Genomic DNA, 19,808 nt, shown 5'->3' on the forward strand with positions numbered 1-19,808 from the left:
TGACGGGTATACGCTATGCGCTATTTACGTTCTTCTTTGTTTTTATTCTTATTATTGCTGCTGGTTACCGGTCTGGCCTACCCGCTACTGACAACGGTGCTGGCACAGTGGCTGTTCCCAACACAGGCAAACGGATCGCTGATTTACCGTGAGAATACCGCCGTAGGGTCATCCCTGATCGGGCAGGCGTTCAGTCGGGCGGGCTATTTTCAGGGGCGTCCTTCCGCCACGTCAGATGCGCCTTATAACGGATTGGCGTCCGGCGGTAGCAATCTGGCCGCCAGTAATCCGGCGCTGGACAAACAGATCGGCGAACGCGCCGCTCACTGGCATCAGGTGGTTGGCAATCAGCAGCCGATACCTGTTGAACTGTTGACGGCATCCGGCAGCGGTCTGGATCCGCAGATTTCCCCAGAAGCCGCGCGCTATCAGGCGCTCTACATCGCGCAAGCCAGAGGAATGTCGCTCCAACAGGTACAGCAACTGATCGATCGCTTTACCGAAACGAGTAAGCCCGCGTTCATTGGGCAGCCGGCGGTCAATGTCCTGTTGCTGAATCTGGCCCTGGATAAGGAAAAACCCCTGCCTTAACTGGCTCTGAGTTACTATTAATCATTATACGGGGAGCCAGACTCCCCGCCGTCTTTGCTGCGGCCTGACCACGGTTCAGGCCGCGCTAATAAGGGATAGAACATGATTGACGGTGAAGATCGTCGCCCGGATCCCGATAGCCTGTTGGCTCAGGTCGGTGCGCCACCGCGCGGCAAGCTAAAAATCTTTTTTGGTGCCTGCGCGGGCGTCGGGAAAACCTATGCCATGTTGCAGGAAGCCCAGCGGCTACGCGCTCAAGGATTGGATATCCTTGTCGGCGTGGTCGAAACCCACGGCCGTAGCGAAACCGCTGCGCTGCTGGATGGCTTACCGCTGCTGCCGCTCAAGCATTTTCGCCACCATGGTCGCCATACTGTCGAATTCGATCTGGATGCAGCGCTGGCGCGCTGTCCGGCGCTGATTCTGATCGACGAACTGGCGCACAGTAACGTAAACGGCTCCCGCCACCCCAAGCGCTGGCAGGACGTGCAGGAACTGCTCGATGCCGGTATTGACGTCTTTACGACAGTGAACGTTCAGCATCTGGAAAGCCTGAACGATGTGGTCGGCGGCGTCACAGGAATTCGGGTACGGGAAACCGTACCGGATCCAATTTTCGATCAGGCCAGCGAAGTGATTTTGGTAGACCTGCCGCCGGACGATCTGCGGCAGCGCCTGAATGAAGGCAAAGTGTATCTGCCGCTACAGGCCGAGCGCGCCGTCGAGAATTTTTTCCGTAAAGGTAATTTGATCGCCCTGCGTGAGCTGGCGCTGCGGCGCATGGCGGATCGGGTTGACGATCAAATGCGCGCCATGCGTGCCGGAAAAGGACGCGAACAGGTCTGGCATACGCGCGATGCCATTCTGTTATGCATCGGCCACGGCACGGGCAATGAAAAACTGGTGCGTACGGCTGCGCGGCTGGCGGCACGGTTGGGCAGCACCTGGCACGCCGTTTACGTCGAAACACCGCGTCTGCACCGCTTGCCTGAACCGCAGCGGCGCGCCATCTTGCGGGCGCTCAAGCTGGCACAGGATTTAGGGGCAGAAACCGTTACGCTATCTGAACCCGACGAAGAACTTGCCGTCCTGCGCTATGCGCGCGAGCACAACCTCGGCAAGATCGTTATTGGCCGCCACGTAGAGCAGCGCTTCGGCTGGTGGTGGCGCACCCGCTTTGCCGAACGGCTCGGCCGACTGGGGCCGGATCTCGATCTGGTCGTGGTGGCCGTGCAGGATGACACGCCAGCCACACCGATTAAAACGCCTGATGCCCGCGGGATAGTAGAAAAATGGCGTATGCAGCTGTTTGGCTGCGGGCTCGCCACGCTGCTGTGCGCCTTTATCACCCTGCTCGCGTCATGGTCGCCATTCGCCATGCTGGAGCCGGTCAATCTGGTGATGATTTATCTGCTGGCCGTGGTGATCGTCGCGCTCTTCTTTGGCCGCTGGCCGTCGGTGTTCGCCGCCGTCATCAACGTCGCCAGTTTTGATCTCTTCTTTATTCTACCGCGCGGCACGTTTGCCGTGTCGGATGCGCAATATCTGGTCACCTTTGCCGTGATGCTTGGCGTCGGCCTGCTGGTCGGTAATCTGACTGCTGGCGTGCGCTATCAGGCCAGAGTTGCCCGCTATCGCGAGCAGCGCGTCCGCCATCTGTATGAGATGTCCAAGGCGCTGAACCGCAGCCTGTCCAGCGCCGATATTGTCGAAGCCAGCCAGCATTTTCTCAGCACGACGTTTCAGGCCAGAATCGCGGTTCTGCTCGCCGATAGCCTCCATCATACGTCGCCCGAACTCGCACAGCCCACGCGGGACGGTCAGCAGTTGATTGTCGATCGTGCTATCGCCCGCTGGAGCTTCGATCATCGCGCGCCGGCCGGAGCGGGAACGTCCACCCTGCCCGGCGTGTCGTATCAGATCCTGCCGCTCGCCACCACGCAGCAAATCTTCGGCGTGTTAGCAATCGAGCCCAATAACGCCCGCCAGCTGATGATCCCTGAACAACAGCGCCTGCTGGAAACCTTTACCGTACTGATCGCCAATGCGTTGGAGCGTCTGCATCTGATGCAAAGTACGGAAAATGCCCGTCTGGATGCCGAGCGTGAGCAGTTGCGTAACTCGCTGCTTGCCGCGCTCTCGCACGACCTCCGCACGCCGCTGACCGTCCTTTTTGGTCAGGCCGAGATTCTAACGTTGAATCTGGCAAGCGAAGGGTCGCCTTATGCTCAGCAGGCCAACCAGATTCGCCAGCACATTTTAAACACCACGCGGCTGGTGAATAATTTGCTCGATATGGCGCGTATTCAGTCGGACGGCTTTAACCTGCGCAAAGAGTGGCAAACGCCGGAGGAACTCATCGGCAGTGCCCTGCAACAGTTGGAAAGCGCACTGGCGAAAAACACCATTCAGGTTAATCTACCTGATGAGATGGTTCTGGTTTATTGTGATGCGGGGCTGATGGAACGCGTGTTCATTAACTTGCTGGAGAATGCGCTGAAGTACGCCGGAGAGCAGGCCACGATCGCGATTTCAGCGAGCGTTATTCCCACCGGCCTTATTGCAGAGAACACAGCCTCGCAGTCTGGTACGCAGGAAAATGCGCTGGAAATCATCGTGCAGGACAATGGTCCGGGGATTGAACCTGGTCAAGAAAACATGATTTTTGATAAATTTTCTCGTGGCCACAAAGAGTCGTCGATTCCCGGCGTGGGACTGGGGCTGGCGATCTGTCGGGCAATTGTGGAAATTCACGGCGGCCGTATCTGGGCAACGAATGCGGAAAGCGGCGGTGCCGCTTTCCACTTCACGCTACCGCTATCGGCACCGCCGGATCTCGAACCGGAAGATATTGAGGAGCACTGAATCCATTGCAGGCCACTATTCTGATCGTTGAGGATGAAAAAGAGATCCGTCGTTTTGTTCGTCAGGCGCTGGAAGGCGAAGGCTGTCGCGTGTTTGACGCAGAAACGATGCAGCGCGGTTTGCTGGAAGCGGCCACGCGTAAGCCCGATCTGATTATTCTCGATTTGGGCCTGCCGGACGGCAATGGTATCGACTACATCCGCGATTTACGCCAGTGGAGCAGCCTGCCCGTGATTGTGCTGTCTGCCCGCACCGACGAGCAGGATAAAATAGACGCGCTGGATGCGGGTGCCGATGATTATCTGACGAAACCGTTCGGCATCGGCGAATTGCTGGCACGGTTGCGCGTCGCGCTGCGGCGTCATAGCAATACACCGCAGGAAACGCCGCTGGTGAGCTTCGGGAATATTACTGTCGATTTACTTAATCGGCAGGTGAGTCGCGACGGTCAGGAACTGCACCTGACGCCCATCGAATTTCGCCTGCTGGCAACGCTGCTCGCCAGCCCCGGCAAAGTACTGACGCAACGCCAGCTCCTGACGCAGGTTTGGGGGCCGAACGCCGTCGAGCATAGCCACTATCTGCGCATTTATATGGGGCACCTGCGCCAGAAGTTGGAAAGCGATCCGGCAAGACCGCGCCATCTCTTGACTGAAACCGCTATCGGCTATCGTTTTATGCCGTAAAATCATCTTCCTGTATTAGGCAACGTCCGTGGAGAACCTCTCCCGCAGTACGCGCCTGTCTTTTCTTCAGGAATACGCCGTCATGAGTAGTTGGTTAATTTACGCCTTGCTGTCTGCTGTATGTGCCGCGATGGTCGCGATATTTGGCAAGATCGGTCTGCAAAATTTGGACGCCAATACGGCGACCGCAATTCGTGCCGTCATCATGGCACTTTTCCTGGTGGGCGTGGTGGTCGCACAGGGTAAGCTGGCGCTGCTCGGTGAGATTGTCGCCAATAAGAAAGCGCTGTTGTTCATTGTGCTCAGCGGTGTTGCCGGTGCGCTGTCGTGGCTATTTTACTTTGTGGCGTTGAAGAACGGTAACGTCGCACAGGTCGCGCCGATCGATAAGCTCAGCGTGGTCTTCGCGGTCGTGCTGGCAGTCATTCTGCTGGGAGAAAAGATTTCGCTGATAGCGGGAGCCGGTGTGGCGCTGATTTCCGTCGGAGCGCTACTGGTCGCATTGGGATAAAGGCGTTCTGCGTTTTCTGTCCGTACAAGATAAAAAAAGGCGCTGCAAGCAGCGCCTTTTCAGTTATTTAGCCGTTGCGAGTACCGCACTGACAATTTCTACCGCTTCTTTCTCGATTCGCTCGCGGTGTTCCGCCCCGAGGAAACTTTCACAGTAGATTTTGTAGGCTTCTTCCGTACCGGAAGGACGCGCGGCAAACCAGCCGTTCTCCGTCATCACTTTCAGGCCACCAATCGATGCACCGTTACCCGGAGCAGCGGTCAGGCGTGCAGTAATCGGATCGCCCGCAAGCGTGCTGGCTGATACTTGCTCAGGTGACAGCTTAGACAGCACCGCTTTTTGCGCATGCGTCGCGGAAGCCTGAATACGGTTGTAGCTCGGCGCGCCAAAACGCTGTGCCAGCTCATCATAGTGCTGCTGCGGGTTTTTACCCGTCACGGCCGTAATTTCCGCCGCCAGCAGACACAGAATGATGCCGTCTTTGTCCGTCGACCACGGCGTGCCATCAAAGCGCAGGAAAGACGCCCCCGCGCTCTCTTCACCACCGAAGCCAAAGCTACCGTCATACAAACCATCAACGAACCATTTGAAACCAACCGGTACTTCCACCAGCTTACGACCCAAATCTGCCACTACGCGATCGATCATCGCACTGGATACCAGCGTTTTGCCGACAGCAACAGATTGTCCCCACTGAGGACGGTGCTGGAACAGATAGTTGATCGCCACCGCCAGATAGTGGTTCGGGTTCATCAGCCCGGAAGGCGTGACAATACCGTGGCGGTCATAGTCAGGATCGTTGGCAAACGCCAGATCGAATTTGTCACGCAGCGCCAGCAGCCCAGCCATGGCGAATTCTGACGAGCAATCCATACGGATCACACCGTCATGATCCAGCGACATAAAGCGGAATGTCTGATCGACGGCATCGTTCACCAGTGTCAGATCCAGCTTGTAGTGCTCTGCGATACGCTGCCAGTAGGCAATACCGGAACCGCCCAGCGGATCGACACCCAGTTTCAGACCGGCGCGTTGGATCGCCGCCATGTCCACCACGCTAGCCAGCCCTTCGACATAGGCCTGAACCAGATCCTGTTCATGGACGTGTCCGCTGTTCAATGCCTGATCCAGCGTAATGCGCCTCACGTCACGCAGTTCATCCGCCAGCAGCGCGTTCGCACGCGTCTCAATGACGCTAGTAAGGTTGGTATCCGCAGGGCCACCGTTCGGCGGATTATATTTGATCCCGCCATCTTCCGGCGGGTTGTGGGACGGCGTAATCACAATGCCGTCCGCCAGCGCACCGCCCTGACGATTGTGAACCAGAATCGCGTTAGACACCGCAGGCGTTGGGGTAAAACCATTATCCAACTGAACGATCACATCCACGCCGTTGGCAGCCAGCACCTCAAGCACGGAGATAAACGCCGGCTCGGAGAGCGCGTGAGTATCTTTACCGACATAGCACGGGCCGCTGATGCCTTGCTTTTTACGCTCTTCGGCAATCGCCTGTGCAATCGCCAGAATGTGCGGTTCATTAAAGCTATGACGCCCCGCGCTACCGCGATGGCCAGACGTACCAAATTTCACCGCGTGCGCTGTGTTGCCGACTTCCGGGCGCAGCACATAATATTGTGACGTTAACTGTGCCACATTAATCAAATCGCTCTGCCGGGCAGGCTGTCCGGCCCTTGGGTGATTAGCCATTGGCGCTTCTCCCTAACGCTGTAGTTAGATAAGTGGTTGATATATCCGTCATACTTCAAGCTACTTGTGCGTTGGCTGCCCTTACTCACTCCAGTCACTTACTTATGTAAGCTCCTGGAGACTCGTGCGGTTGCCGCCTTCACGCAACTCGAATTATTTAGGCTATAGATAAATAATTAGATAGTGCCGCACACTTTTTCTGTCAGTTCCGCAGGGAACTGCATCGTCAGCATGATGTGCTCAACCATGCTGCGTTTACGACCGGTATTCGTGTTGGTAATCACCCAGTATGGCGTGCCCGGAATATGTTTGGGCTTGGTGTGTGTGCCATGCTGAAGCAACGTTTGCTGGTCGCCCGCGAAATAGACGCGGGTGCGGCCATGAAGAGATTCTGTCGCGGCAGCAAATTCCTGCGGCGATAAGGTATACAGCGTGGACAGAACCAGCATAAAGCGATTGATGGCTTTATTCTGTTCAGCGTATTCATCCGACAGCAGCAGCTCACGCAGGGTTCGTACCCGATCGCGCGGGCTCGGTGCAGCGGCAGGCTGAGACGTCGTCGTTGCGGCAGCCGTTACCGCAGGCGTTATAACAGGCTGCCCAGCGGTAAATTTCAGCATGCGCCGTAAAATATCTGATGCGCTCTCACCAATATGCTGTGTGTGGCTGGCAATATAACGATAAAGCTCTTCGTCGACTTCAATAGTTTTCATCTTTATCCAGTGCTGTTTTTACCCATTACCATGCAAATTACAGAGACATTTTCCTTTCTGTAGCCCGACATCGATGGATAGATGACTCAAATCAAAAGGATTATACAGGCGTTCAAACATTATCGAACAGCGGCATAATGGGACAATAGCAAAAGTCAGACTATGCCCCAAAGCCTTTCATTCCTTGCTGCCCCTTCAGTGACAACATTCATTCTAAAGTCATGATACCCTAAGCCCATGTCTCTCTGAATGAACTTCACCATGAAATTGAATCATCGCTGGCAAAATGCGCACCAGCCCACAGATAAGCTCCCTGTCGTCCTGATTCATGGCCTGTTTGGTACATTAGATAACCTTGGCGTATTGGGCCGGGATTTGCAAAACACGCATGACATTCTGCAAATCGATTTACGTAATCACGGTTTGTCGCCGCGTTCATCGCAGATGAACTACCCCGCGATGGCGCAGGATGTGCTGGCATTACTGGATGAGCTGAACATCGAACGCGCTATCGTTATTGGGCATTCCATGGGCGGAAAAGTCGCCATGGCGCTCAGCGCGCTCATTCCCGAACGCTTGGACAAGCTGGTCGCCATTGATATCGCACCGGTGGATTATCAGGTGCGCCGCCACGACACTATCTTTGCCGCGCTGCGTGCCGTAACGGAAGCGGGCGTGACATCACGCGCAGAAGCGACAACACTCATGCGCCAGCACATAAAAGAAGACGGCGTAATTCAGTTTTTGCTGAAATCCTTCCAACAGGGAGAGTGGCGTTTTAACGTGCCAGTGCTGTGGGATGAGTACGAAAACATCGTTGGCTGGCAAGAGGTTCCGGCCTGGCAAGGACCCATCCTGTTCATTCGCGGTGGTGATTCTCCCTATCTGGACGATTCCCACCGCGATTCGCTATTGCGTCAATTCCCGGCAGCGCGTGCGCATGTGATCAGCGGTGCTGGACACTGGGTTCACTCGGAAAAACCCGATGCGGTTTTGCGCGCTATCCACCGTTTTCTGGACACGGATTAACCAGACGGCACTGACACTGGCGGATTCATGATAACGGCGGCAGTTAACCGTTGTCGCCGCCAGTGCGGCTAGGGTATGATGGCGCCCGCAGTAGAGGGACGGCTGATTCAGCCACAAGCATTGTAACCACTTCATCAAAATGCACGCATCACTCCCAACATGTTTCACAGATAGAAAACCGCCACCTGACAATCCTGTAGCAGGATGAGAATAGGCATCGGTTGTATCTTTTGAACAAGACGGGCAACGCGGTGTATTTTGGTCCGAATACCTTGCAGTATCATTACTTATGGCAAAAGAACAAACGGATCGCACCACACTGGATCTGTTCGCAGACGAGCGTCGTCCGGGCCGCCCCAAGACCAACCCGCTCACGCGTGACGAACAACTAAGAATTAACAAGCGTAATCAACTACGTCGCGATAAAGTTCGTGGGTTGCGCCGTGTTGAATTAAAGATTAACAGTGAAGCAGTCGATATCCTGAACAGCCTTGCTGAAGAGCGGAACATTAGCCGCAGTGAATTGATTGAAGAGATGCTGCTGGCGCAGTTGGCCGAACAGCAATCCTGATTGACGTAACCTGATATTTATAAATAACTTAAGTATTCACATCTTGTGCGGCGCCATTTCTGACGCCGCCTGAGCATTCACCCAAGATTACACACGCTATCTCAGATTAAAACGACGCTTAGAACTTTTCCCAGTTGTCGTTACTGGGCGGTAGCGCCTTGCTTGCACGCGGGGAAATCGCCGGCGTTTTCTGCACAGGTTTTGCCGCCACTTGCAGTCCTGACTGCATATCGGACAGTTGGAACAGCGATACAGTCTGGTTCAACAGCGCCGCCTGCTCTTCCAGCGACAAGGCTGCTGACGAGGCCTGTTCAACCAACGCGGCGTTTTGCTGCGTTACGCTGTCCATTTCTGCCACGGCCTGACCAACCTGTGCAATCCCTTTGCTTTGTTCTTCCGATGCCGACGCAATTTCGCCCATGATATCCGTCACGTTAGTCACCGCACGAACGATATCCTGCATGGTGTCACCCGCGTCGCTAACCAGATTGGAGCCGGTATCCACACAGCGAACAGACTCAGAAATCAGCCCTTCAATCTCTTTCGCTGCCTGCGCACTGCGCTGCGCCAAGCTGCGGACTTCGCCCGCTACCACGGCAAACCCGCGGCCTTGTTCACCCGCACGCGCCGCTTCTACCGCCGCGTTCAACGCCAGAATGTTGGTCTGGAACGCGATGCCGTTAATCACAGTGGTGATCTCTGCGATTTTTCTCGAGCTGCCGGAGATTTCCGCCATGGTTTTCACCACGCTCTCAACGATTTCACCGCCCTTCTTCGCCGTTGTCGAGGCTTGTAATGCCAGTTGGCTGGCGTGGTTGGCGTTTTCGGCGTTCTGTTTCACCGTTGCCGTCAGTTGCTCCATGCTCGCCGCCGTTTCTTCCAGCGCGGACGCTTGCTCTTCGGTACGTGAAGACAGATCGTTGTTGCCTGCGGCAATCTCAGAAGCCCCCTGATAGATGGAATCCGTGCTGTTTCTGATCGTGCTAACCGTGCTAGCCAAACTCCCCTGCATTTCACGTAGCAGTGGGAACAAGCGACCGACACAGTTATTACCAAAGTCCAGAATCGGTTTGCCCAAGTGGCCGGAAGCAATCACGCTAAAGTGATAGCGCAGATCGTTTAACGGACGAACCAGACATACCACCAGATAGCGATCGGTCAGGAACAGCATGATCAGACCAATAATCAGCCCGCTTAGCAAAATGTTCTGTCCAATCGTGGTGATTTCTTCAAAACGAACACCTGCGGCATCAAATTTCTCTGCGCTGGCGTTACTGAATGCGGAGAGAGAGGCACCAAATTGACGACTCAATGGTGGCACAACGTTTTTGGCTTGATTTTGGTAGTCATCCAACGCGTTGGCAACGGCCTTCTGGTAAAGCGGTTCAACGCCCTGAGTCACCAGGTTATTCCAGTCACGGCTGACCGCCTGTACCAGCGCAGCATCCAGATCCGCATGATCGATAGCATTAAACGCCACCAAATCTGATTTCAGTTTATCCAGCGCGACAAGTGCAGAAGCCTGCTCTTTATCTGCGGTAGCATTATCACCGCTGCGACGAGCGTCAACCGCACGCGCCAGACGGGTTACCATACGGAAATATTGATCGTTGCCCTGGTTGATAAAATTCATGTTCTGAACCAGCAAGGTGCTGGTTTTCGAGGTCGCCGTCATCTCTTTAAAAGAGAACATGGTATATATCGATACGCCACCCCAAAGAACACAAAAAATGCCCAGCACCCACAGCATCGCGGTTCTGATGGCAATATTTTTTATAAGTTTCATAGCTCACTCCAAATCAGGAAAATGGTTAAAAAGATTTTTATCGCTAATCAACCGATATGAATCAGAAAATTCACACCATGAAACAAGTCACTTCTCCCTAGCGTTCACATTTCACCGAGTTGAAAACTCAAAAACCACGCTAACTCATCGGCTAAATACAGAGAATATTTAGCGTTCTCGCTATATTTATTAATATAATTTTTCACACTGAGAATAAATTCACCTATTTCTATAGATATAAGTCTTTTAATCAGAGAGTTGCAATCAAACGTGCCGCGCACCCACGTCCTGCTTGCGTTGGCACGGACATACCTATTAGGCAATAAGGTGATTTGAGATGAGTTTTCATTTTATTCTTTAACATCAAAAGAATAAAACCCTTTCTTTCATGATTACATCGTTTCAGCTGCAAATGGTTATAATTCTTATTTCCATTCATTAAGAATATTCCCGAGAAATGTTACCGATTTTCAGTCCTATAAAACATTATCTTTTGTGTGCACTTTAATTCTCAGGAATAGTGATGTACCGCTCCGTGATTTTTATTTTTCACAAACAGAAGTCTGCTTTTAATTACAATTGAAACAACCAGAGAAATAAAAAATACATCCATAAAAAATGAAACGTCGTTGCAAATATATAACCGCAATTATATTAAGGAAATGTGTACTGAATCTCAGACGATAACATAATCCCTATTCATTATAGGGGATTTAGTATCAACAGAGAGGTTTTCGTTTTCTTACTTACCCCGCATTCCACACACTCTTGATTTACGCATCCTTACCGATACGAGTTTCTCCCGATGTGAGTGTCTGTTATTATTAACAGATAAGTGGGTGAAACATTACACCATACCATTAGGAATCAAGAGGTTATTTAATTCATGGCTCTCATCGGAATATTCTTTGGCAGTGATACCGGCAACACTGAAAACATCGCCAAAACGATTCAACAGCAGTTAGGCACCAACGTCGCTGATGTTCATGACATCGCCAAAAGCAGCAAAGAAGACCTCGAAGGTTTCGATATTCTGCTGCTGGGTATTCCAACCTGGTATTACGGTGAAGCTCAGTGCGATTGGGATGACTTCTTCCCGTCGCTGGAAGAAGTGGATTTCACAGGAAAATTGGTTGCTCTGTTTGGCTGCGGCGATCAGGAAGATTATGCAGAATACTTCTGTGATGCCATGGGCACCATCCGTGACATCATTGAACCTCGCGGCGCGACAATTGTCGGCCACTGGCCAACAGAGGGCTATTACTTTGAAGCCTCTAAAGGGCTCGCCGACGACAATCACTTCATCGGTCTGGCTATCGATGAAGACCGCCAGCCTGAACTGACCAGCGAACGCGTAACAACGTGGGTGAAACAGATCAGCGATGAGCTGAACCTGAAAGAACTGGTTGGCTAAGCCATTTCGGCTCTGATAATCCCTATCAGAGCCGAAAACAGCATTGATAGGTAAAACCTTTCATAATAATTGATACATTTTTTTAACTTCTATCAGTAAACCTGTACAATAATCCCATCGGCTTTGTATGTGCATCATCATTTCCTCATTCATCAACAACGAATTGCGTTGTATACCAATAGTGTGAATGGGGACAATATTGTTAACATTCCCTTGTTTTCATTTTGTATGCGCGGTTCTATAATTGAGACGCTTTTGCATTTTTTGAGCCGACCGATGTCATAGGCTAGGCAGCCTCCATTGATAAGTAAGCAACAGGATTAAACCCGCATGACTGACAACAATACCGCATTAAAGAAGGCCGGCCTGAAAGTCACTCTTCCAAGACTGAAAATACTGGAAGTGTTACAGGACCCTGTCTGCCATCACGTCAGTGCGGAAGATTTATATAAGAAACTGATTGATATGGGCGAAGAGATTGGTCTCGCTACCGTCTATCGCGTACTCAACCAGTTTGATGATGCGGGTATCGTAACCCGTCATAACTTCGAAGGTGGCAAATCCGTCTTTGAATTGACGCAGCAGCATCATCACGATCACTTAATTTGCCTCGACTGTGGCAAAGTCATTGAATTCCGCGATGAATATATCGAAGCACGTCAACGTGAGATCGCAGAAAGACACGGCATTAAACTGTCCAACCACAGTCTGTATCTTTATGGGCATTGCAGTGAAGGGGATTGCCGAGAGGATGAAACCCTGCACGATTCCACACGATAAATCGACCGCATAAAAAAATAAAACCGCCGAGGCGGTTTTATTTTTGTCTTCTAACTGGTGGCCTTAGCCTACCCAGGTATCACGTAGTCCAACCGTACGGTTAAACACCAGATGTTCTGCACTGGAGTAAACGCGGTCAGCACAGAAATAGCCTTCACGCTCAAACTGATACGCTTTCTCTGCTTCTGCCTGCGCCAGGCTTGCTTCCACAAAACCTTGCGTAATTTTCAGTGAATCTGGATTAATCGTCGACAGGAAGTCTTCCGCCGCGCCAGGGTTTGCCACACTGAACAGGCGATCGTACAAGCGGAATTCAGCTGGTACAGCGTGTGCCGCAGAAACCCAGTGGATAACGCCTTTCACTTTACGACCATCAGCCGGATCTTTGCTCAGCGTTTCCGCATCATAGCTACAGTAGATCGTGGTGATAGTACCCTGCTCGTCTTTTTCAATGCGTTCTGCTTTGATCACATAAGCGTTACGCAGACGCACTTCTTTACCCAGCACCAGACGCTTGTACTGCTTGTTAGCTTCTTCACGGAAGTCAGCACGATCGATGTAAACTTCGCGGCTGAATGCGACCTGACGTGAACCCATTTCTGGCTTGTTCGGATGGTTTGGCATCGCGACAAACTCTTCGTGCTCGGCTGACAGGTTCTCGATCACGACTTTGACCGGATCCAGCACCGCCATGGCACGCGGCGCGTTCTCATTCAGGTCGTCGCGGATACAGGATTCAAGCGCGGCCATTTCCACGTTGTTATCCTGCTTCGTTACGCCGATGCGCACACAGAATTCACGGATAGAGGCTGCGCTATAACCACGACGACGCAAACCAGAGATGGTCGGCATACGCGGATCGTCCCATCCTTCAACGACGTTTTCCACAACCAGCTGGTTCAGCTTACGCTTGGACATAATCGCGTATTCAAGATTGAGGCGAGAGAACTCGTACTGACGTGGATGGCAAGGAATAGTGATGTTATCCAGCACCCAGTCATACAGACGACGGTTGTCCTGGAATTCCAGCGTACACAGCGAATGCGTGATCCCTTCCAGCGCATCGGAAATGCAGTGGGTGAAGTCATACATCGGGTAGATGCACCACTTGTTGCCCGTCTGGTGGTGATCGGCAAATTTAATGCGATACAACACCGGATCGCGCATCACGATAAAGGACGATGCCATATCGATTTTTGCACGCAGACAGGCTGTACCTTCCGCAAACCCACCGTTACGCATTTTTTCAAACAGCGTCAGGTTTTCCTGCACGGTGCGATCGCGGTAAGGGCTGTTTTTTCCCGGTGCCGTCAGCGTACCGCGGTATTCGCGAATCTGCTCAGGCGTCAGTTCATCAACGTAAGCCAGCCCTTTACCGATCAGCTCAACCGCATAAGCGTGCAGTTGATCGAAATAATCAGAAGAATAGCGAACGTCGCCGCTCCATGAAAAACCCAGCCACTCAACGTCACGTTTGATCGACTCAACGTATTCGATGTCTTCTTTTACCGGATTAGTATCGTCAAAACGCAGGTTGCATTGCCCCTGATAGTCACGCGCGATACCAAAATTCAGGCAAATAGACTTTGCATGCCCAATATGCAGATAGCCGTTCGGCTCTGGCGGGAAACGCGTCTGAATATGGTCATGCTTACCGGACGCCAGATCTTCATCAATAATCTGACGGATAAAGTTGGTTGGGCGGGCTTCAGCCTCACTCATTCTTCATTCCTCAATGCTAAAACGACGTATAACCGACAATGATCCAACAAGCTACGCTGGGAAACAACCGTTAGTTTCATTTAATTATTCATAACGAAAAAAAAGGGCGAGATTGCTATCTCGCCCTATCCATTTCATCGGTATAACACCGCGTTAAACGATCAACATCGTCGTATTACACCTTGTCATACTCGGCTTTCAGCGCGGTCGCTATCGATTCAGCCTGCGTACCTACCACAATCTGTACGCTCTGCTTATTCAGACGAATAACGCCCGCCGCACCAAGACGTTTTGCCTGTGCATCATCAACCAGAGAAGAATCAGCCACGTTCAAACGCAGACGTGTGATACAGGCATCAATGCCCGTCAGATTGGCTTTTCCGCCAAGCGCCTGCAAATAGCCCCGCGCCAGCGTCGCCGTATCGCTTGATTTCTCGCCCGCAGACGCCGTGCTCACGTCATAGCCATCGGCTTCGCTACCGCTCACAGCCAGCTCACGCCCTGGCGTTAACAGATTGAAGCGAGTGATGGTAAAGCGGAACACCAGATAGTAAATGACGAAGAATACCAGCCCCTGAGCAAGCAGCATGTACCACTGGGTGGCCAGCGGGTTACGTGAGGACAGCACCATATCGACCAGACCCGCACTGAAACCAAAACCGGCAATCCAATGCATGCTGGCTGCGATAAAGACAGAAAAACCGGTCAGCAGCGCATGCAGGAAATACAACACCGGCGCAACAAACATGAAGGAGAATTCCAGCGGCTCGGTGATCCCGGTAAAGAAGGAAGCAAATGCCGCCGCCAGCATAATCCCGGCCACTTTGCTTTTGTTTTCAGGGCGTGCGCAGTGATAAATCGCCAGCGCGGCACCCGGCAAACCGAACATCATAATCGGGAAGAAGCCTGCCTGATAACGTCCGGTGATCCCCACGACAGCTTTACCAGAATCGATAGACTGTTGGCCGGCCAGGAAGTTAGGAATGTCGTTGATACCCGCGACATCAAACCAGAACACGGAATTCAGCGCATGGTGCAATCCAACAGGAATCAACAAGCGGTTAAAGAAGGCATAAACCCCAGCGCCGACCGACCCCATCTGTTGAATGTGTTCACCGAACGACACCAGCGCATTGTAAATCACCGGCCAGACGTACATTAAAATGAACGCCACCAGAATCATCAGGAAAGAAACCAGAATCGGAACCAAACGGCGTCCGCTGAAGAACGACAGCGCCTTAGGCAACTCAACCTGACTAAAGCGGTTATACAGCTCGGCGGACATGACACCGACCAGAATCCCGATGAACTGGTTTTCAATCTTGCCAAATGCGGCGGGTACCTGTTCAACAGGGATCCGTTGGATCATGGCAACAACGGCCGGTGAACACAGCGTGGTCAGCACCAGATAACCGACAAAACCGGTCAATGCCGCCGCACCATCTTTATCTTTCGACATACCGTACGCGACACCAACAGCAAACAGCACGGCCATATGTCCGATAATCGCCTCACCCGATTTGATGAGGAGAGCCGCCAACGCGTTCTCGCTTCCCCAGCCAACCGGATCAATCCAGTAACCTATCCCCATCAGGATAGCGGCAGCAGGCAGCGTCGCAACAGGCACCATCAATGCCCGACCGACTTTTTGTAAATAGCTCAGAGTACTCACTTTTCCCTCTCTTACCTTTGCGAGGTAATGAAATGTTGTGGGGCAAACAAACCTGCCAATAAATTTCACTGCCGAAGAACGTCGCTGTCGAAAACGTCATTGTCGAGAAAACGTGGCAGCGGTGGTTCTTAGGGGGAGTGTAAGAAAAATAATTCGCTACACAAATTAAACCCCGTAATTATGTGATAAAAATCACCAAAAAACTGCATACAAAAAGTTTATACCTGAATAAAACCCCAACTTATTTCAAGATTAAAAAAAACGGAGTAGACTAATTTTAATGCATAGACAAAACGCGCAACTGGCGCGATTTGCGCAATAACGTATTTAATTCCACTAAAAAATCAGGAGAGCGCCGATGAGACTCATTCCTTTAACCACCGCCGCCGACGTCGGAAAATGGGCCGCCCGCCACATCGTTGAGAAAATTAACGCTTTCAAGCCCAGCGCAGAGCGCCCTTTTATTCTGGGATTGCCGACGGGAAGTTCACCGCTGGAGGCCTACAAATCGCTGGTCGCCATGCACAAAGCCGGTCTGGTGAGCTTCAAACACGTTGTCACCTTCAATATGGATGAATATGTCGGCCTGCCGACCGACCATCCAGAAAGCTATCATACCTTCATGCATCAGAATTTCTTCAATCACGTTGATATTCCGCGTGAAAACATTAACCTGTTGAACGGCAACGCAGAAGACACCACAGCAGAATGTCGCCGTTATGAAGAGAAAATAAAGTCCTACGGGAAAATTCATCTTTTCATGGGCGGCGTGGGCAATGATGGACATATCGCCTTCAATGAACCCGCCTCCTCTCTGGCCTCCCGCACCCGCATCAAAACGTTGACAGAAGAAACCCGTATCGCCAATTCCCGTTTCTTCGGCGGGGACGTCAGTCTGGTGCCTAAATTTGCCCTGACCGTGGGCGTCGGTACGCTGCTGGATGCCGAAGAAGTGATGATTCTGGTGACCGGTCGTAACAAGGCGCAGGCGCTACAGGCTGCGGTAGAAGGCAACGTTAACCATATGTGGACCATCAGCTGTCTGCAGCTTCACGCCAAAGCCATCATGGTCTGTGACGAGCCTTCAACAATGGAACTGAAGGTAAAAACTGTTAAATATTTCCGTGAATTAGAAACGGAAAGCATGAAAAATCTCTAACCGATGCGGGAGTCGATGATGTACGCATTAACCCATAGCCGGATTTTCACCGGCCATCAGATTCTGGATAATCACGCCGTCGTGATTGCCGATGGGCTGATCGAGCGAGTCTGCCCACTTGCCGAGCTTCCTGCCGGTATTGAACAACACGACCTGAGCGGTGCGTTCCTCGCCCCGGGTTTTATTGATCTCCAGTTGAACGGCTGCGGCGGCGTGCAGTTCAACGACTCGCTGGACACGATCTCCGTCAAGACGCTGGAGATCATGCAGCAGGCGAACGAGCGTTCAGGCTGTACCAGTTTTTTACCTACGCTGATTACCTCCAGCGATGCATTTATGAAGCACAGCATCGCTGTGATGAGAGACTGGCTGGCACAGAATAAGCATCAGGCGCTTGGGCTGCATCTCGAAGGTCCGTGGCTGAATGTACTCAAGAAAGGCACACATGACCCTGCCTTTATTCGCAAACCAACGCAGGAACTCGTCGACTTCCTGTGCGCCAACGCGGATGCCATTACGAAAATCACGCTGGCGCCGGAAGAAGTCGAACCGTCGGTTATCCGTCAGCTAACAGCGGCTGGCATTATCGTCTCTGCGGGGCATTCCAACGCCACCTGGGAAGAGGCGAAGCTGGGTTTTGCCGCTGGTATTCGTTTCGCTACCCACCTGTTCAACGCCATGCCGTATCTGACAGGCCGCGAACCCGGATTGGTCGGCGCGATTTACGACGCCCCGGAAGTCTATTGCGGTATTATCGCGGATGGACGACACGTTGACTGGGCCAATATTCGCAACAGTAAACGTATCAAGGGCGATAAACTGGTGCTGGTGACCGACGCCACGGCACCGGCTGGCGCAGATATTGACCAGTTCATTTTTGCTGGTAAAACCATATACTACCGTGATGGTATTTGTGTCGATGAACACGGCACCCTGAGCGGTTCGGCACTGACGATGATCGACGCCGTACGTAATAGCGTTGAACATGCGGGCATCGCGCTGGATGAAGCGATTCGGATGGCAACGCTCTACCCTGCGCGCGCCATCGGCGTGGATAAGCAGTTAGGCAGTATTGAAAGCGGTAAAGTGGCCAACCTGACCGTCTTTGACCGTGACTATCACATTCTCAAGACGTTTGTTAACGGTAATCCTGTTTGGGGATAAAACGAGAAACGCCTTGGGGTAAAGCGGAAATACGTTGAGGTAAACTGAGATAAGGTTTACCCCAACGTTGAGTTAAACCTAAGCGAGTAACTTCTTAATGACCACAGGCGGACAAGCGCAGATAGGGAATGTCGATCTGGTTAAGCAACTAAACAGCGCGGTGGTTTACCGCCTGATTGACCAGCAGGGTCCGATCTCGCGGATTCAGATAGCAGAACAAAGCCAGCTTGCCCCCGCCAGCGTGACCAAAATCACCCGCCAGCTTCTGGAACGTGGGCTCATCAAAGAAGTCGATCAACAGGCTTCCACTGGTGGCAGACGTGCCATTTCGATTATCACCGAAAACCGCCCTTTCCATACCATAGCGGTACGCCTTGGTCGCTATGACGTCACCATTGCGCTGTACGATTTGCAGGGAAAAGCGCTGGAAGAAGCGCACTACGATCTGCAAGAAAAAACGCAGGAGTCGCTAGAAGCCGCACTCTTTCACGTTATCAGCGGCTTTATCGCCAGCCATCAGCGCCGTATTCGCGAGCTCATTGCGATCTCGGTTGTGCTGCCGGGGCTGGTTGATCCCGTTGCAGGCATCGTCCGCTATATGCCACACATCAGCGTAAATAACTGGCAATTGGTCGAAAATCTACAACGTCACTTCAACGTCACCAGCTTTGTCGGTCACGATATCCGCAGCCTGGCGCTGGCAGAACACTATTTCGGTGCCACCCACGATTCACTGGATTCCATCCTGGTACGCGTCCATCGCGGCACAGGCGCGGGTATTCTCGTTAACGGGCAAATTTTTCTCGGCAGTAACGGCAACGTGGGCGAGATCGGCCATATTCAGATCGATCCACTTGGCGATCGCTGCCACTGCGGCAATTTCGGCTGTCTGGAAACCGTCGTCGCCAACGCCGCCATTGAACAACGCGTACAGCACCTGCTGGGTCAGGGCTACCCCAGCAAGCTTTCTATCGATAGCTGTACGATTTCTGCGATTTGCAAAGCGGCAAACCGTGGTGATGCCCTCGCCCGTGAAGTTATCGAACAGGCCGGACTCAATCTGGGCAAAGCGCTGTCCATCGCCATCAACCTGTTTAATCCTCAGAAAGTCGTGATTGCCGGTGAAATCACCGAAGCAGAAAAAACGCTGCTTCCCGCGATTCAACGCTGCATCAACGCGCAGGTGCTGAAAGAATTTCGTCACAACCTGCCGATTGAGATCTCCAGCCTCAACCATCTTTCCGCTATCAGCGCGTTCGCCCTGGTCAAACGGGCAATGCTGAACGGCGTGCTGCTACAGCAATTACTTGAAAATGCCTGATTCCCTTTCTGGCCGGATTATGTAATCCCTAAAAATCCGGCCTTTCCCTTCCATGAATTTGACGAATCAACACCAAAAAACCGAATAAATTAACGAAACACCACGTCGATGGCTTTT

General features: G+C 52.3%; 16 protein-coding genes. 11 read left to right on the forward strand and 5 right to left on the reverse strand.

Annotated features, from left to right (window positions below; all coding sequences use genetic code 11):
• Positions 1-15: 15 nt before the first annotated feature.
• The 4 genes from kdpC to Q3A88_RS05570 all read left to right on the forward strand — a co-directional run bounded on the left by kdpC (position 16) and on the right by Q3A88_RS05570 (position 4,653).
• Positions 16-591 carry a potassium-transporting ATPase subunit KdpC gene (kdpC, locus tag Q3A88_RS05555; RefSeq protein WP_317177556.1) on the forward strand — a complete coding sequence of 192 codons (576 nt, stop codon included), beginning with the start codon at positions 16-18 and terminating at the stop codon, positions 589-591.
• Positions 592-693: 102 nt separating this feature from the next.
• The gene (gene kdpD / locus Q3A88_RS05560) at positions 694-3,456 is read left to right on the forward strand and encodes a two-component system sensor histidine kinase KdpD (protein ID WP_317177557.1); all 2,763 of its coding nucleotides are present in this window, start codon (positions 694-696) and stop codon (positions 3,454-3,456) included.
• 5 nt (positions 3,457-3,461) lie between these two features.
• Positions 3,462-4,142: a two-component system response regulator KdpE gene (gene kdpE / locus Q3A88_RS05565; RefSeq protein WP_317177558.1), complete on the forward strand. Its 681-nt coding sequence runs from the start codon at positions 3,462-3,464 to the stop codon at positions 4,140-4,142.
• A gap of 82 nt (positions 4,143-4,224) precedes the next feature.
• A complete protein-coding gene (locus Q3A88_RS05570) occupies positions 4,225-4,653 on the forward strand; it encodes an EamA family transporter (protein WP_110163630.1) in 429 nt (142 codons plus the stop codon).
• 63 nt (positions 4,654-4,716) lie between these two features.
• Here the strand turns inward: Q3A88_RS05570 and pgm are convergent, their stop codons facing one another.
• The gene (gene pgm / locus Q3A88_RS05575; protein WP_317177559.1) at positions 4,717-6,360 is read right to left on the reverse strand and encodes a phosphoglucomutase (alpha-D-glucose-1,6-bisphosphate-dependent); all 1,644 of its coding nucleotides are present in this window, start codon (positions 6,358-6,360) and stop codon (positions 4,717-4,719) included.
• Between the two features lie 176 nt (positions 6,361-6,536).
• Positions 6,537-7,073 (reverse strand): replication initiation negative regulator SeqA, encoded by a 537-nt coding sequence (gene seqA / locus Q3A88_RS05580; RefSeq protein WP_039498814.1) that lies wholly within the window; start codon positions 7,071-7,073, stop codon positions 6,537-6,539.
• 261 nt (positions 7,074-7,334) lie between these two features.
• Here seqA and ybfF point away from each other — a divergent pair, with 261 nt between their 5' ends.
• The gene (ybfF, locus tag Q3A88_RS05585) at positions 7,335-8,102 is read left to right on the forward strand and encodes an esterase (protein WP_317177560.1); all 768 of its coding nucleotides are present in this window, start codon (positions 7,335-7,337) and stop codon (positions 8,100-8,102) included.
• 289 nt (positions 8,103-8,391) lie between these two features.
• On the forward strand, positions 8,392-8,673 hold the full coding sequence (gene ybfE / locus Q3A88_RS05590; protein WP_039275394.1) for a LexA regulated protein: 282 nt from the start codon (positions 8,392-8,394) through the stop codon (positions 8,671-8,673).
• 118 nt (positions 8,674-8,791) lie between these two features.
• On the opposite strand, the gene Q3A88_RS05595 is transcribed toward ybfE, so the two are convergent.
• Positions 8,792-10,459: a methyl-accepting chemotaxis protein gene (locus tag Q3A88_RS05595; protein WP_110163633.1), complete on the reverse strand. Its 1,668-nt coding sequence runs from the start codon at positions 10,457-10,459 to the stop codon at positions 8,792-8,794.
• Positions 10,460-11,345: 886 nt separating this feature from the next.
• Here Q3A88_RS05595 and fldA point away from each other — a divergent pair.
• Entirely contained in the window at positions 11,346-11,873 is a 528-nt protein-coding gene (fldA, locus tag Q3A88_RS05600; RefSeq protein WP_010285453.1) for a flavodoxin FldA, read from the forward strand.
• A gap of 330 nt (positions 11,874-12,203) precedes the next feature.
• Positions 12,204-12,653, forward strand: a complete 450-nt coding sequence (fur, locus tag Q3A88_RS05605; RefSeq protein ID WP_010285452.1) for a ferric iron uptake transcriptional regulator — start codon at positions 12,204-12,206, stop codon at positions 12,651-12,653.
• A gap of 63 nt (positions 12,654-12,716) precedes the next feature.
• Here fur and glnS read toward each other — a convergent pair whose 3' ends face one another.
• Together glnS and nagE are read right to left on the reverse strand one after the other, a co-directional pair.
• Complete coding sequence (glnS, locus tag Q3A88_RS05610) at positions 12,717-14,375, reverse strand: glutamine--tRNA ligase (protein WP_039275391.1); 1,659 nt, start codon at positions 14,373-14,375, stop codon at positions 12,717-12,719.
• A gap of 175 nt (positions 14,376-14,550) precedes the next feature.
• Complete coding sequence (gene nagE / locus Q3A88_RS05615) at positions 14,551-16,047, reverse strand: N-acetylglucosamine-specific PTS transporter subunit IIBC (RefSeq protein WP_317177561.1); 1,497 nt, start codon at positions 16,045-16,047, stop codon at positions 14,551-14,553.
• A gap of 358 nt (positions 16,048-16,405) precedes the next feature.
• Between nagE and nagB the strand changes: the two genes are divergently transcribed.
• The 3 genes from nagB to Q3A88_RS05630 all read left to right on the forward strand — a co-directional run bounded on the left by nagB (position 16,406) and on the right by Q3A88_RS05630 (position 19,691).
• Positions 16,406-17,206, forward strand: a complete 801-nt coding sequence (nagB, locus tag Q3A88_RS05620) for a glucosamine-6-phosphate deaminase (RefSeq protein ID WP_039287901.1) — start codon at positions 16,406-16,408, stop codon at positions 17,204-17,206.
• A gap of 18 nt (positions 17,207-17,224) precedes the next feature.
• Entirely contained in the window at positions 17,225-18,370 is a 1,146-nt protein-coding gene (gene nagA, locus Q3A88_RS05625) for an N-acetylglucosamine-6-phosphate deacetylase (protein ID WP_317177603.1), read from the forward strand.
• A gap of 97 nt (positions 18,371-18,467) precedes the next feature.
• Positions 18,468-19,691: an ROK family protein gene (locus Q3A88_RS05630; protein WP_039275388.1), complete on the forward strand. Its 1,224-nt coding sequence runs from the start codon at positions 18,468-18,470 to the stop codon at positions 19,689-19,691.
• Positions 19,692-19,808 lie beyond the last annotated feature (117 nt).

Origin of the sequence: Pectobacterium sp. HCp5_1, assembly GCF_032905925.1 — a bacterium.
Classification (GTDB): domain Bacteria; phylum Pseudomonadota; class Gammaproteobacteria; order Enterobacterales; family Enterobacteriaceae; genus Pectobacterium; species Pectobacterium brasiliense_A.